At 66.4% G+C, this 14,663-nt stretch carries 10 protein-coding genes; 5 read left to right on the forward strand and 5 right to left on the reverse strand.

Going from position 1 to position 14,663, the window contains the following annotated elements:
- Positions 1–170: 170 nt before the first annotated feature.
- A complete protein-coding gene (locus AB6804_RS10620; protein ID WP_370886424.1) occupies positions 171–2,483 on the reverse strand; it encodes an FdhF/YdeP family oxidoreductase in 2,313 nt (770 codons plus the stop codon).
- A 148-nt stretch (positions 2,484–2,631) separates the two neighbouring features.
- Here AB6804_RS10620 and AB6804_RS10625 point away from each other — a divergent pair, with 148 nt between their 5' ends.
- The 3 genes from AB6804_RS10625 (at position 2,632) to AB6804_RS10635 (ending at position 5,924) form a co-directional block, all read left to right on the forward strand.
- Positions 2,632–4,077, forward strand: a complete 1,446-nt coding sequence (locus AB6804_RS10625) for a PLP-dependent aminotransferase family protein (RefSeq protein WP_370886425.1) — start codon at positions 2,632–2,634, stop codon at positions 4,075–4,077.
- Positions 4,074–4,337 carry an ArsR family transcriptional regulator gene (locus AB6804_RS10630; RefSeq protein WP_370886426.1) on the forward strand — a complete coding sequence of 88 codons (264 nt, stop codon included), beginning with the start codon at positions 4,074–4,076 and terminating at the stop codon, positions 4,335–4,337. The genes AB6804_RS10625 and AB6804_RS10630 overlap by 4 nt, the downstream gene beginning before the upstream one ends.
- Positions 4,338–4,472: 135 nt before the next feature.
- On the forward strand, positions 4,473–5,924 hold the full coding sequence (locus AB6804_RS10635; RefSeq protein ID WP_370886427.1) for a PLP-dependent aminotransferase family protein: 1,452 nt from the start codon (positions 4,473–4,475) through the stop codon (positions 5,922–5,924).
- A gap of 7 nt (positions 5,925–5,931) precedes the next feature.
- Here the strand turns inward: AB6804_RS10635 and AB6804_RS10640 are convergent, their stop codons facing one another.
- The 3 genes from AB6804_RS10640 to AB6804_RS10650 all read right to left on the reverse strand — a co-directional run bounded on the left by AB6804_RS10640 (position 5,932) and on the right by AB6804_RS10650 (position 11,339).
- A complete protein-coding gene (locus tag AB6804_RS10640) occupies positions 5,932–7,050 on the reverse strand; it encodes a TAXI family TRAP transporter solute-binding subunit (RefSeq protein WP_370886576.1) in 1,119 nt (372 codons plus the stop codon).
- Positions 7,051–7,164: 114 nt separating this feature from the next.
- Entirely contained in the window at positions 7,165–9,171 is a 2,007-nt protein-coding gene (locus tag AB6804_RS10645) for a zinc ribbon domain-containing protein (protein ID WP_370886428.1), read from the reverse strand.
- A 584-nt stretch (positions 9,172–9,755) separates the two neighbouring features.
- Positions 9,756–11,339, reverse strand: a complete 1,584-nt coding sequence (locus AB6804_RS10650) for an aldehyde dehydrogenase (NADP(+)) (RefSeq protein ID WP_370886429.1) — start codon at positions 11,337–11,339, stop codon at positions 9,756–9,758.
- A 153-nt stretch (positions 11,340–11,492) separates the two neighbouring features.
- On the opposite strand from AB6804_RS10650, the gene AB6804_RS10655 reads away from it, so the two are divergent.
- Positions 11,493–12,428 carry a LysR family transcriptional regulator gene (locus tag AB6804_RS10655; protein ID WP_370886577.1) on the forward strand — a complete coding sequence of 312 codons (936 nt, stop codon included), beginning with the start codon at positions 11,493–11,495 and terminating at the stop codon, positions 12,426–12,428.
- A gap of 6 nt (positions 12,429–12,434) precedes the next feature.
- On the opposite strand, the gene tam is transcribed toward AB6804_RS10655, so the two are convergent.
- The gene (gene tam, locus AB6804_RS10660; protein WP_370886430.1) at positions 12,435–13,211 is read right to left on the reverse strand and encodes a trans-aconitate 2-methyltransferase; all 777 of its coding nucleotides are present in this window, start codon (positions 13,209–13,211) and stop codon (positions 12,435–12,437) included.
- A gap of 222 nt (positions 13,212–13,433) precedes the next feature.
- Between tam and AB6804_RS10665 the strand changes: the two genes are divergently transcribed.
- Positions 13,434–14,663, forward strand: a complete 1,230-nt coding sequence (locus tag AB6804_RS10665; RefSeq protein WP_370886431.1) for a sensor histidine kinase — start codon at positions 13,434–13,436, stop codon at positions 14,661–14,663.

Consider the following 14,663-nt stretch of genomic DNA (forward strand, 5'->3'; position numbering starts at 1 on the left):
CACGCTCGACAACCTCGCGTTTGGATGGATCGCGTGCGTCGGCATTCTGGCGGCGCTCGGCGCGGTCGTCGACCGCTTCTTCTGCGGCGCCGCCGCGCTCGAACGCCGCCTCAGCGCGCGGTCACGGGCGCGTCAACAAGCGGTCTGCAAAGCCACGCTCAAGTGCAACCTCAGGCGGCAAAGGCTCGACTGGCAGAACGCAACAACACGGGAATGGACTTCGATGTCGGCGTACCGGCGCCATCCGCAACGGACGCAAGCGGCACGAGCGGATTCGTCTCGGGATAGTACGCGCCAAGACAGCCACGCGGAATGTCATACTCGACCAGCGTAAAGCCCTCGACGCGGCGCTCCACGCCGTCATCCCATACGCTCGTGATATCGACGAGCTCGCCCGGCTCGAAGCCGAGCATGTCGATATCCTCACGATTGGCGAACAGCACGCGGCGCTGGCCATAGACGCCACGGTAACGGTCGTCGAGGCCGTAGATCGTCGTGTTGTACTGATCGTGCGAGCGCGTCGTCATCAGCGTCAGGAGGCGCTCGCCGTGCAGCGCGCGGGCGCGGTGAATCGGCGTATCCACCGCGATTGCATGCACGATGAACTGCGCCTTGCCACTCGGCGTCTTCCATACGCGATCGCGCGACGCCACGCCGAGATGAAAGCCGCCCGGCTGCTTCAGGCGCTCGTTGTAATTCTCGAAACCGTCGATCACTTTCTCGATGCCGTCGCGAATCATCGCGTAGTCGTCTGCATGCGCGAGCCAGTCGACCTTGGCGCTGCCGAGCGTCGCGTGCGCCATGCGCGCGACGATCGCCACTTCGCTCAGCAGGTTCGGTGACGCCGGCTTGTTCATGCCGTAGGAGATGTGCACCATGCTCATCGAATCCTCGACGCTCACGCCTTGCGCCACGCCGTTCTGCATGTCGATTTCGGTGCGGCCGAGCGTCGGCAGAATGAGCGCGTCGCGGCCATGCACCAGATGGCTGCGGTTGAGCTTCGTCGCGATGTGCACGGTGAGGTCGCAAGCGCGCATCGCTTGCCAGGTGCGCGGCGTGTCGGGCGTCGCAATCGAAAAATTCCCGCCCAGGCCGATGAACACCTTCACGCGGCCGTCGAGCATCGCGTGAATGGTTTCCACGACGTCGTAGCCGTGCTCGCGCGGCGGCTCGAAATCGTACGCTGCGCCGAGCCGGTCGAGAAACGCCTGCGTCGGCTTTTCCTCGATACCGACCGTGCGATCGCCCTGCACGTTCGAATGCCCGCGCACCGGGCACAGGCCCGCGCCGCGCCGGCCGATGTTCCCGCGCATCATCATCAGGTTCGAGAGCAACTGAACCGTCGGCACCGAGTTCTTGTGCTGCGTGAGACCCATGCCCCACGTCGCGATCACCGCGCGGCCGTTCGCGTAGATATCGGCGAGGCGGAGAATCTCGTCCATCGGCACGCCGGATTCCGCGACGATCATGTCCCAGCTTTCCGCGCGCAGATCGGCGGCGAAGGCGTCGAAGCCAACGGTATGTTGCGCGATGAATTCGACGTCGAGCACCCGCGCGCCGCCCGCGATGCACGCTGCGTCGTCGAGTTCGATCACGCGCTTGGCGACGCCCTTGATCAGTGCGAAATCGCCGCCGACTTTCGGGCGGATGAACACCGAGCTGATTTTCACGCCCTTGGGCTTCAGCATGTCGAGCGTGTGCTGCGGGCTGGCGAAGCGCTCGAGGCCGCGCTCCTTGAGCGGGTTGATCGATACGATCGTCGCGCCGCGCTTCGCACATTCGCGCAACTCGCCGAGCATGCGCGGATGGTTCGTCGCCGGATTCTGGCCGAAGAGCAAGAGCGTGTCGGCGTGCTCGAAGTCGTCGAGCGTGACGGTGCCCTTGCCGATGCCGACCGTATGCGGCAGGCCGCGACTGGTTGCTTCGTGGCACATGTTGGAGCAGTCGGGAAAGTTGTTCGTCCCGTACATGCGCACGAACAACTGATACAGGAACGCGGCTTCGTTGCTGGCGCGGCCCGACGTATAGAACGCGGCGCGATCCGGGTCGTCCAGCTTCTTCAGGTGTGATGCGATCAGTTCGAACGCCGCATTCCACTCGATCGGCACGTAGCGGTCGCGTTTCGCATCGTAGACGAGCGGATCGGTCAGGCGGCCGTGTTGCTCCAGCTCATAGTCCGACTGCGCCATCAGCGACGACACCGTGTGCTCCTCGAAGAAAGCGGGCGTGACGCGCTTGGCCGTGGCTTCGGCGGCGACCGCTTTCACCCCGTTTTCGCAGAACTCGAACGTCGATGCATGCTGGCGATCAGGCCACGCGCAACCAGGGCAATCGAAACCATCGGGCTGATTCTGCTTGAACAGCGTGCGGTAGTTGCCGCCCGACACCTTTTCCTTCACGAGGTTGATGGCGACCTGCTTGAGCGCGCCCCAGCCGGCGGCGGGGTGATGGTACGGTTCGATGCGCGGTTCGGGGTTCTTCATGGCGAGGGGCGACGGCTTAATGAGACGATGGGTCACAGCGTACTGTGTCCCGAATAGAAGGCGGCGCACAGAAAACCAGAAATGAGAGGAGCACAGTTGCGGCGATTTGCCCTAGACTTGCGCTTGATCCAGCCGAGAAACGCGCTCCGTGAACCTCTACGAACGACTCGCCGATGAAATCGAAGCCGCCGTGCGGCGCGGCGTGTTCACGCCGGGAGAGCGCATCGCGTCGGTGAGACAGGCGAGCCAGCAGCACGGCGTGAGCATCAAGACCGTGCTGCATGCATACGCGCTGCTGGAAAGCCGCGGCATTCTGGAGACGCGGCCGCAGTCGGGCTATTTCGTGCGCGCGAAGCCGGGCGCACGCGTGACGGGCCGCAACGGAGCCGCCAAACCCGGCGCGATCGCGGTCGCGTCGGAAGTCGACGTGAGCCGCCTCGTGCTGTCGACGTTGCGCAGCATCCGCGCACACGACGCCGTGCCGTTCGGCTCGCCGTATCCCGATACCGAGCCGTTCCCGTGGCGGCGGATCAACCAGTACGCGAACGCCATTGCGCGGCGGCATGCAAGCTGGAACCTGATCGACGATCTTCCGCCGGGCAATCCGGAGCTGATCCGCCAGATTGCGCGGCGCTATGCGGAGACCGGCGTTCCCGTCGATCCCGGCGAGATCGTCATCACGGTCGGCGCGACGGAAGCGATCAACCTGAGCCTGCAGGCCGTGGCGAAGCCGGGCGATACGGTTGCCGTCGAATCGCCGACGTTCTACGCGATGCTTCACGCAATCGAGCGCCTCGGCATGCGCGCGATCGAAGTGCCGACGCATCCCGCCGATGGCATCGACATCGACGCGCTCGCGCAGATCATCGGCGAGGGAAGAATCGCGGCGTGCATGGTGATGCCGAACTTCCAGAACCCGCTCGGCTTCCAGATGCCGGACGCGCGCAAGCGCCGGCTCGTGGAATTGCTGTCGATGCACGACATTCCGGTGATCGAAAACGACGTCTATCAGGAGCTGCATTTCGGCGATGCGCGGCCTTCGACGCTCAAGAACTACGATACGAAAGGCATCGTGCTGCACTGCGCGTCGTTCTCGAAGAGTCTGACGGCGTCGTATCGCATCGGCTGGGCGATGCCGGGGCGTTTCCGCGCGCAGGTCGAGAAGCTGAAGTTTCTCAACACGCTGACGACGCCTTCCGTGCCGCAAGTGGCCGTCGCGGACTATCTGCGTCAGGATGGCTTCGACCGGCATTTGCGGCGCGTGCGCAAGCTGTATCGGCAGCAGGCGCGCATCATGATCGCGATGGTGGAGCGGTTCTTTCCGGCGGGCACGCGCACGTCCGCGCCGCAGGGCGGTTACGTGCTGTGGGTGGAACTGCCGGAGCGCGTCGATTCGATGCTGCTGTATCGCGCGTCGCTCGCGGAGGGCATCACGGTCGGGCCGGGCTATATGTTTTCGACGCGCAACGCCTTCAGCCATTACATCCGGCTCAACTACAGCTATCCGTGGACGCCGCAGCGCGAGGCGGCGCTGCAACGGCTCGGGCAACTCGTCGGGGAACTGGACGCCCGCGCGAACGGAGCAAGAACATGAACGATGAAATCGATCCGGCGCTCGTCGCCGTTCTCGCGCAACTGTGGCGCGCGAAGCAGGAGACGCCGGGGCGCGCGTGGTCGCTCGCGAGGCTGGCGAAGCAGTCCGCTTTGCCGATGAGCGCGCTGCGCCGTCAACTGACCGCGCTCGCCGATGCGCGGCTTGTCGAAGTGCAAACGGGCGAAGATGGCGCGGGTTCGGCCTGGCTGACGGCCGATGGCGAGGCGCTTTGCAGTGAGATTTTCGGAGACGACGAGTGACTCGCGATCCAAACGCTCAGCCGCAGCCGGTCTCCGTGGCTGTCCGTCCATACTCCTTCGGCGCATCGCGCGGCCGAAGCAAGAAAACGCTGCGCGCCGACTGGCCGCCGCTTCGCTAACGACATCGCTACCCCGTTGGACATCCACATCACCCTGCACGGCCGGCGCGACCTGACCGGCCAGATCTACGGTCAGTTGCGCGCCGGCATCATCGAAGGACGGCTCGCCGCGAACGCGCGCCTGCCGTCCACGCGCGATCTCGCCGCGCAACTCGGCGTTTCCCGAAAAACGACGCTCGAAGTCTTTGATCGCCTGATCGCGGAAGGCTTCCTGCGCACGCGCGCCGGCGACGGCACGTTCGTCGCCGATGGCCTCGCGCGGCTGCCCGGCGCACGCCCCGATCCGGCGTCGGCGCGCGCCCGGGCCGCCGGCATCTGGCGCGCGATGCCCGAGCGCATGGCCATGCCGATGCCGCCCGCGGGCGTCACGCTCGATTGCGACTTCAAGGGCGGCGTGACCGACAAGACGCTGTTCCCCTTCGATGCCTGGCGCCGCTGCCTGAATCAGGCGCTGCGCACGCAGGCGCGGACGGGCGGCGGCGTGGCGTCGTATCGCGATCCGGCGGGCGAGCAGGAACTGCGGCTCGGCATCGCGCGGTATCTCGGCTTCAGCCGCGCGGTGGCGTGCAACTGGCAGGACGTCATCGTGACGCAGGGCGCGCAGCAGGCGCTCGACCTGCTGGCGCGCGTGGTCATTCAGCCGGGCGATGTCGTCGCGGTCGAAGAACCGGGCTATCCGCCCGCGCGGGCGCTGTTCGCCGCGCTGGGCGCACGGATCGCGCATGTGCCGGTGGATGGCGAGGGCATCGTCGTCGGCAGGCTGCCGTGCAATGCGCGGCTCGTCTACGTGACGCCGTCGCATCAGTTTCCGCTCGGCATGCCCATGAGCCTCGACCGGCGCGTCGAATTGCTCGAATGGGCGAACACGCGCGGCGCGGTGATCGTCGAGGACGATTACGACGGCGAGTTCCGCTTCGAAGGACGGCCGGTGGAATCGCTGAAGAGTCTGGATCGCGCGGGCCTCGTCGCCTACGTCGGCACCTTTTCGAAGACGCTGTTCCCGGATTTGCGGATCGGCTATGCCGTGCCGCCGGCGACGCTTCGCGAGCCGCTCTGGAACGCGAAGCAGATCGCCGATTGCCATAGCTGCATGCTGACGCAGACCGCGCTCGGCGCTTTCATGCTCGACGGCGAGTACGCGAAGCATCTGCGCCGCATGCACAAGGCGTATGCGCAGCGGCGCACGGCCTTGCTCGACCACTTGACGGGCGATCTCGCGCCCTTGTTCGAACCGTTACCCGCGATGGCCGGCATTCACCTGGTCGCGCGGCTTCGGGATCAGTGGCAAGAGGAGCGTGTCGTCGCGGCGGCGCGGGAGGCGTCGGTCGGGCTGTACGGCATCCGCCCGTTCTATGCGGGGCAGGCGCGCGAGCAGGGCATGCTGTTCGGATACGGCGGGACGAGCGTGGAGACGATCGAGCGCGGCATGGCGCGTCTTGCCGCGCTCATGCCGTCGCTTCGCGGATGACCGCGCGTCACTGGTCGTCGCACAGCAGCAGCAGCTTTTCCTGGCCGGTGCACGTCGATTTCTTCTTGCCCGCGGCGGCGTCCGTGCCGCGCGTGGACACCGTCTGCGCCGATCCTGGCGACTTGCCCGCCGCCGTGCGCCGCGCGATGCACTGGCGCAAGTGCTTTTCCATCGGCGGATAGTACTTCCAGCCGCGCGTGAGCGGCGGGAGTTCGAGACGCACCTGTTTCCACTTCGGATGACCGCTCGCCTGCAGGGTGTCGAAGTTCGTGCAGAGCGAATCGGCGAACTTCGACAGCGCGCCGACCGTGCCGCGCAAGCCGTAGTCGTAGGTGACGAGAAACGCCTTCACGGTGAGCGTCGGCGTGTCTTCCTGAATCCAGTTCGGATAGCTCGTCGTGCGGATGGTCGCGGGAAAGTACGTCTGCTTCGCTTTCGCCGTCTCGGGCGCGGCGGGATCGAGGCGCAGCAGCTTGATCTGCTGCAGCAACTCCGGATTCATGTCCTGGAAGAGCTTGGCAGGCTGGCCCGCGACGATCACCGCGACGTCGATCTTGCGCACGATCAGCTTCGCGAGCGCGTCCTCGTTGTTGTAGTGCTGCTCGTTCGCTTCGGGGACCGGCTCGCCAAACATCAGCCGGTAGAGCGTTTCCGCCGATTGCGCCGTCCCGCTGCCGATCGGCCCGACGCTGATGTTCTTGCCCTTGATCTCGTTGATGGTCTTGAGCGGCGAATCCGAGCGCACGACGAAGTAAATCTCTTCGTCGTACAGCGGCATGATGAGGCGCAGCGGCTGAATGATCCTGCCGGCGTCGGCGTTGCCCGAAGCGGCCATGTCGAGATACGCCTGATACACGTCCGACTGCACCAGGGCGAACTTGACGCCCGGCTCGTAACGCATGCGCTGCACGTTTTCCGCCGATCCCTTCGACGGCAGCACTTCCAGATCGATGCCCGCCGGCTCCGCGACGTACTTCGACAGATCCTGGCCGATCTGGATATACGTGCCGCGTTCCTGGCCCGTCGTGATCTTGTACGGCACGGGATCGGCGTAACTCAGGCTCGCCGCGCCGGCGAGCCCGATGACGGCACAGAGAGCGAGCGCACCCCGCGCGGCATTGCGCATGAAACTGGTCGAGACCATGGTTGACCCTTGAGTCGAGTTGGACGGGTTCTTCGAAACACGCGCGATGCAGCTGCATCGCGCGAAAGGCGGTCATGCGCTGATTGCGCGGGCGGTCTAGCGCGCGGGTTTGGGCGCGGCGTCGGTGCTGCTCCAGCCGTATTGCTTGATCGCGCGTTCTACGTCGTCGCTCTTGTCGGCGTCGAAGCGCGCCGTCACGGTCGATGCGGCCGACGTGCCCGCCGCGCGCACGCCGGTGCTGGCGACGGGCTTGGTCGGTGCGAGCGTGGCGGCGACGGCCGTCTGCACGGTCGCGACGGGCCTGACGGCAGGCGCGGCGCTCGTCGTCGCGGACAGCGGCGCGTGCGATACGGCGGGTTGTGCGAGGGCTTGCACCGCTGCCTGCGTCGTAGCCAGCGTCGCTGCTTGCGTGGCAACGGGCGGCGCGGATGACTGCGCGCCGGCGGGCGTCGAGTGCTGTGCCGGCGCAGGCGCGGGCGATGGAGCCGGAGCCGGAGCCGGAGCCGGGCGCGGCGTCGGCGCGACATACATGCCGTTCGGCGCGGCGGGCGCGACGTACATGTCGGTGGGCGCGCTCGGCGCCACATACATGCCGTTCTGCGCGCTCGGCGCGACATACAGGCCGTTGCCCGGCGCGGCTTGCGCGGGTGCGGGCCTGGCGCTTTCGACGGCCGTCACGGTCGATGTCGCCGCCGGTTTCGACGGCGCGGCAGCCGTCGCAGCGGGCGCGGAGGCGAACGCGGGCGTCGGCGGGACGATGGTCGCGGCCACGACCGCATTGGTCGCCGCTTGCGCACGCGCGATCTTTTCCGCTCGCGACAAATACCCGGTCTCGGCGCGGGCTTCGTCCAAGGCGGCCTGGCGCGCGGCTGCCGCGGCGGCGGTTGCGTTCGTTGCGCGTTGCGTCGTGTGCCGTTCCGGCGCCGGTTTCGCTGCCGCGACGGCAGCGGACGGTGCCGGCGTTGCCGCAGCCGGCGTTGCCGGAGCCGCAGCCACCGCCGCCGATGCAACGTTTGCCGGAGCGGGCGCAGGAGCGGGAGCGGGCGCGGGTGCCGGCGCAACCGCCACCGCGCCCGTCGCGGCAGCGGGGTTCGCCGTGTTGTCAACCATGTTGGCAGCGCGTGCCTTGCCGCCCTGAGGCGATCCGGCGAGCCAGCCCGCATGGGTGATGACGCGTTCGAGCATCGCCTGCGATTCGGCGTTGCTGCCGTCGAGCGCGAGCGCCTCCGCCGCATTCTGCTGCACGCACGCCCACGCGGACGTCCGCTCGCAGGCGCGAGCCAGTTGCAGCGCGGCGTCGCGTTGCAGTTCGCGGTTGGCCAGTTCCTCCTTCAGCGCATCGAACTCGGGGCGCGCCTGCTGCTGCGCGGGGAGTGCCTTCAGACGGGCGCGCGCCGCCGTGAGGTCGCGCCGGTCCAGCGCCATGCGCGCGGCGTATAGCGGATCGTCGGGAGCGATGACGCGCGCGCTGTCCTGCGCCGTCTGGACTTGAGGCTTCGGCGTGGCGGGAAGGGCGGACTCGGCGGGCGCATCGGTTGCGCCGCGGCCGAATGCGCCGAATTTCGGATCGATGGTGCCGGACGCGCTCAGTTCAGTCGTAGGCGCGGGCTGCTCGTCCGATGCCTGCCGCACGAGGGCGATCGCGCCTGCCGCCACCGCCAGCGCGCACGCGCCCGCGATGACCGTCTTCCTGCGGTCCCAGTTGCCGGAGCCGGGCAGCCCGTCGGGGTCGTTGCTCGGGTCCGCGTAGGCGTTGCGCGCGGATTCCTCGGCCCGTTTCGCCCTGTGGTCGGCCGCCCGCTGGGCGATGCGCTCGCTCGCGCGCTTCGGGTCCCAGCGCCCGGCCCAGGCGGAATACGGTGCATCGTCGTCGCCGGTTTCGATCGGACCGGAAGCCGCCGCCGATGCCAGCGGCGTCGACGCCTGCTGCTCGAACATGTTCGCACGCGGCCGTGCTTCCGCCGGGCCCCGTTTGTGGCCGAAAGCCGCGCTGCGGTCGGCGCCGCAGTTGGGGCAACTGTCGGCGCTTTTGCGCATCGTGCTGCCGCAGCGCTGGCAGACGACGGAAAACATGGATGCGGGAAACGTCAAACGCGTGGTCATGCTAAAAGCCCTCGAAGGACATATGCGATAACGTGGCCTCGGCGCGGCCCCGCGCGTGAGACGCGGGAGACGCCGCAGCAATCCTTCGTATTGTTTCCCCGTGCGAAAACTCGCTAACGGGAAGCGACATCTGAATATGGTTCAACCGTTTGCGGACGTCAATTGCATTTCGCACCTACATTCGGGCGTCTCGATGCGAGCGCCGGCGCATGGCGCGCCGGATCCGGATCGCGGCGCGTGGCTCCTTGTCCCGGTGCGAAAACGCCGGATCGCTGCGGGGCGCGGCCCGTCGGTACGCTTGGTACGCGCCGGGCGATACGCGCAGCGCCACGCTTCAGTCTCACTGTTTGCGACATTTTGCGCGGGGCGGCGGTTTTGAGACGCCATTCTTTAGCCGATAACCGACAAGGCCGACGGGCCGCTCGATAACCCACTGATGCAAAAGCGCTTACCGCGTGGACCGCCTTTGGCTTGCCCGTCCGGCGGCGCGCCGGCGGGCATTTCGTTAGGGTGACGAAATAATGGCCCGCGAGGCGAAAACAAAAAACGCCCCCGAAGGGGCGTCCTGTGAGACCGTGCTTCGGTCAGCTCGCGAGTTGCAGCTTGCCGTCGATACGGCGATTCAGCCCCAGCGGATTGTCGATCTTGAGCGCGTCGGGCAGCAGCGCTTCCGGCAGGTCCTGATAGCTCACCGGGCGCAGGAAGCGGTCGATCGCCAGGCTGCCGACCGACGTCGAACGGCCATCGGCCGTCGACGGGTACGGGCCGCCGTGGACCATCGCGTGACCGACTTCCACGCCGGTGCCGAAGCCGTTCACCAGAATGCGGCCGGTGCGGCGTTCCAGCGCCGGCAGGAAGGTGCGGGCATCGGCGTAATCGGCTTCATCGATATGCAGCGCGGACGTCAACTGGCCTTCCAGCGATTCGATCAGCTCGCGCATCGACGCGAGATCCGGGCAACGCACGACTAGCGACGACGCGCCGAAAATCTCTTCCTGCAGCTCGTGGTTCTTGCGGAACGCATCCGCCGTCGTCACGAACAGCGCCGACTGGCCCTGATGGCCGCTCTTGGCTTCGAGGCCGCGTGCGGCGATCGTCACGTCGGCGTGGGAAGCGGCCTTGTCGATCGAGCTTTCGTAGGTCTTGTGGATGCCCGGGGTGAGCATCGTCTGCGCGCTGGTTTCCTTCAGCGCCGCCGATGCCGCTGCGATGAACGCGTCGAGGTCGGGACCGTCGACGGCCAGCACGAGGCCGGGATTCGTGCAGAACTGGCCCGCGCCCAGCACGAGCGACTGAACGAACGCCTTGCCGATGGCTTCGCCACGGTTTTTCAGCGCGTTCGGGAACAGCACGACCGGGTTGATGCTGCTCATTTCCGCGTAGACCGGGATCGGTTCGGTGCGGGCTGCGGCGAGCTTCATCAGCGCCGTGCCGCCGCCGCGCGAACCGGTGAAGCCGGCCGCCTTGATGCGGTTGTCCTTGACCAGGCCCTGGCCGATATCGCGGCCGCTGTCGAACAGCAGCGAGAACGTGCCTTCCGGCAGGCCGCAATCCTTGACGGCCTTCTGTACCGCGCGGCCGACGAGTTCCGCCGTGCCCGGATGCGCCGAGTGCGCCTTCACGATGACCGGACAACCCGCGGCCAGCGCCGATGCGGTATCGCCGCCGGCAACCGAGAACGCCAGCGGGAAGTTGCTTGCGCCGAACACGGCGACCGGGCCGAGGCCGATGTAGCGCAGGCGCAGATCGACGCGCGGCAGCGGCTTGCGCTCGGGCTGCGGCGGGTCGATGCGCACGCCGAGGTAATCGCCGTTGCGGACGACTTCAGCGAACATGCGCAACTGGCCGACCGTGCGGCCACGCTCGCCTTCGAGACGCGGACGCGGCAGGCCGCTTTCGATCATGCAGCGCTCGATCAGGTCGTCGCCGATATCGAGGATGTTCTGCGCGATCGTTTCCAGAAACTTCGCGCGTGCTTCCGGCGCGGTTTCGCGATACACGTCGAATGCGGACCAGGCGAGCGCGCACGCGCGGTCGAGGTCTTCGAGGGTCGCGCCGCCGAAAGCCGGTTCGATGGCCGCGCCCGTCGATGCGTTGACGGCCTTGATGGAGCCGTTCGTGCCAAAGACGGATTGCTGGCCGATGAGCAGATTGCCTGTGAGTTGCATGTTGTCTCGTCTCTCTCGTGAAATGGTTCGCCCACTCGTATGATGTGCGACGAGCAGGGCGCTGTTCCGACTATACGGCGCGAGGACGCCGCCTGTATAGTGAAACCTTTCCATCGCATGATCGCTTTTCGGAATCACCCGCAGCGCCGCATGATGAAAAGTTCGCTCGATATTCTGATGTCCCGGCTGCGCATGAAGCAGCTTCAGTTGCTGATCGCGCTCGACGAGCACAAGTCGCTGCACAAGGCGTCCAGCGCAATGGCGATGACGCAATCCGCCGCAAGCAAGGCGCTCGCGGAACTCGAGTCGATGCTCGAAGCGCCGCTTTTCGAGCGCGCGAAGACCGGGCTGATTCCGAATCCGTTCGGCCGCTGCGTGATCCGCTATGCGCGCGTGCTCGCCGCCGACCTCAACGCGCTGTGCCAGGAAGTCGCGCAGATTCGCGCGGGCACGGGCGGGCGGCTGTCGGTCGGCACGATCATGGGCGCGGTGCCGGGCATCGTCGCGCCGATCGTCAACAAGATGCACGCGAAGCATCCTGACCTCGCGATCGAGATCATCGAGGACACCAGCGCCAACATGCTCGTGATGCTGGACGATGGCCGTGTCGACCTCGTGATCGGGCGGGCGAGCGTGTCGGATCAGCCGTCGAAGTATCACTATCAGCCGCTTACCGACGAGCCGCTCAGCATCGTCGTCGGGCGAAGTCATGCGGAGCCGGGCGTGAACGAGATCGGTTTCGCGGAACTGGCGAATCATCGGTGGGTGACGTATCCCAGCTATCTGCCGATGAGCGCGCTGCTCGAGCGCGAACTCGACCTGGCCGGCCTGCCGATGCCCGCCAATCCCATCTCGACGGCGTCGCCGCTCGTCACCGTGACGTTGCTGCAGGAGAGTCCCGAACTGGTGTCGATCCTGCCGGCGAGCGTCGCGCGCGTGTTCGAGCGGCACGGCATGCTGCGCGTCCTGCCCGTGCGCATGAAATCGAAATCGCAGACATACGGCGTCGTTACGCGAAAGGGCGGCGAGCTGTCGCCGGCGGCGCGGCAGTTCGTGCAGATGTTGCGCGAAACCGGCCGGCCGCAATGAGACTTGTCACCGCGTCGCGACGATGAAGCGACGCGGAAACGGCAGCAGCACGGAACCGTCGTCCAGCACGGTGTAAGCGGAGGCCAGGGCGGAGCGGTATTGACTTAGAAATTCCGCCTGTTCGCCCGCGTCGAGCTTCGCCAGGAAGGGCCGCAATGCGCTGCCCTTGAACCATTCGACGACCGCGTCGATACCGCCGTCGAGCGCGTGGTGATAAGTGGTTCGCCACACATCGACGCGCATGCAATGCGGCTTCAACAGCCCGTAATACCACTCAGCCGAAAAGCGCGCGGTGCGTTCGACACCCTGCAGCCGAACACGCCACCGCGCGTCCGACGCGACTTCGCGCATCAGAACGTGAGCGGGCTCGTCGAGGTTGTCGGGCATCTGGATGGCGAGCCGTCCGGCGGGCGCGAGTTTATCGACGAGGCGTGGCAGCAGCACGTCGTGACCCGGCACCCACTGCAGCGACGCATTCGCGAGGATCAGATCGCACGGTCCGGCGTCGTCCCACGCAGCGATATCCGCAAGCTCGAATGTGACCCGCGGCAGGCGTTTGCGTGCGGCGTCGATCATGTCCTGCGAATTGTCGATGCCGATGACGCTCGCCTCGGGCGCATACGCAACGAGCGCTTCGGTCGAATTGCCGGGACCGCAGCCGAGGTCGACCGCCGTACGAATGGGCGCGCCTTGCGCACCGTTGAGAAGATCGCGCACGGGCCGCGTGCGTTCGGCTGCGAAGAGGCTGTACTGCTTCGCTTGCCAGCCGGATCCTGTCGTCATGGGCTGCTCCTGCCATCGTGTCCGCGTAAAGAGTACCGCTACCGCCGCGATCAAGAAAAACAATGCCCGAACTGCACGGTCGGACATACGCTGCGGGCGATGTGTCGGCCTATACTGCCGTGGTGTTCGAAGCGGCATGCGGTCGAATCGACCTTTGTTGCCGCATAACAGATCAGCGTCATGGCGCGCCGTCTCCGGCGCACAGCAATCGGAGCATCGCACATGAGCGACACCCCAGCCGGCGGCATGAGCGGTCTCGTGGCCGCGCTGCGCCACCGGCAAACCGAACTCACCGAACGATGGATGAATCTCGTATTCGGCGATTCCGAAGTCGAACACGCGGACCAGCTCACGTACCGCCAGCTCGCGGATCATTTGCCGAGCATCTTCAATGAAATCTGCTCGGTGCTCGAGTCGCCCGGCGCGGTCGATAGCGCACGCTCGCTCGAAGCCGACGCGCGGCTGCATGGACAATGGCGCTTGCAGCAGGGCTATCGCATCGACGAGCTGGTGCGCGAGCTCGACGCTTTTCGGCAGGTATTGCTGTCGGCCATCGGCGAATATGCGGCGACTCACGACGACTTGATCCGCACCGACGAGGAGCACGCGCGCCTCACGACCGACGAAGTCGTGAGCTTCGTCACGCTGACGTCGATCCGCGAAGCCGTGAGCGAGCGCGATCGCAAGATCGACGAATACACCGGCATGCTCGAGCACGCGAACCACGAACTGACGCTGCGCCAGAAGCTGATCAGCGAGCTATACGAAACCCGCATGCAGATTACACGGCGCGTCGCACACGACCTCCGCAATTTCCTGAATGTTTTCTCGACGGCGCTGCAACTGGCTGCGCGCTCGCCGACCCGGCGCGATACGGCGCTCGCGCTTGCGAATCGCCAGATCGGCGACATGGCGACGCTCGTCGACGAAATGGTCGAATACTCGAAGGTGCTCAACGACGATTCCATCCTGACGGTCGAATCAGTCGATCTCATCGCCCTTTATGATGAGTTGATTCAGTCGTCGCGCGTGGCGGCCGAGGCGAAAGGGCTCACGCTTGTCGGGCATCTGGACGCGGGCTTGAGCGCGGTCGTGTCGAACCGGCTGAAGGTCAAGCAGGTCGCGCTAAACTTGCTGTCGAATGCGATCAAGTACACGACGTCGGGCGAAATCGCACTGTCGATCAGCGTCGCGCCGGGCGATCGCTGGCGTCTGCGCGTCGCGGATACGGGCGTGGGGATCGGCGAGGCGGACCAGGAGCGCGTGTTCGAGGAATTCGAGCGCGCCGCCGCCGACGATATCCCCGGCGCGGGTCTCGGCCTCGCGATCGTCAAGGAACTGTCACGCGCGCTCGATGGCGAACTGCGCTTCCAGTCGTCGAAAGGGTATGGCAGCGTGTTCGAAGTGACGTTCCCGCTCGTGCTGGAGCCGAAGTCTTCCAGCACGCCGTGA

This window comes from Caballeronia sp. RCC_10 (genome assembly GCF_041360715.1).
Lineage (GTDB): Bacteria > Pseudomonadota > Gammaproteobacteria > Burkholderiales > Burkholderiaceae > Caballeronia > Caballeronia grimmiae.

Excerpts from the sequence above, each read along its gene's own strand:
- AB6804_RS10620 (WP_370886424.1), bottom strand. The coding sequence starts at position 2,483 with ATGAAGAACCCCGAACCGCGCATCGAACCGTACCATCACCCCGCCGCC.
- AB6804_RS10630 (WP_370886426.1), top strand. The coding sequence starts at position 4,074 with ATGAACGATGAAATCGATCCGGCGCTCGTCGCCGTTCTCGCGCAACTG.
- AB6804_RS10640 (WP_370886576.1), bottom strand. The coding sequence starts at position 7,050 with ATGCGCAATGCCGCGCGGGGTGCGCTCGCTCTCTGTGCCGTCATCGGG.
- AB6804_RS10645 (WP_370886428.1), bottom strand. The coding sequence starts at position 9,171 with ATGACCACGCGTTTGACGTTTCCCGCATCCATGTTTTCCGTCGTCTGC.
- AB6804_RS10650 (WP_370886429.1), bottom strand. The coding sequence starts at position 11,339 with ATGCAACTCACAGGCAATCTGCTCATCGGCCAGCAATCCGTCTTTGGC.
- AB6804_RS10655 (WP_370886577.1), top strand. The coding sequence starts at position 11,493 with ATGAAAAGTTCGCTCGATATTCTGATGTCCCGGCTGCGCATGAAGCAG.
- tam (WP_370886430.1), bottom strand. The coding sequence starts at position 13,211 with ATGACGACAGGATCCGGCTGGCAAGCGAAGCAGTACAGCCTCTTCGCA.
- AB6804_RS10665 (WP_370886431.1), top strand. The coding sequence starts at position 13,434 with ATGAGCGACACCCCAGCCGGCGGCATGAGCGGTCTCGTGGCCGCGCTG.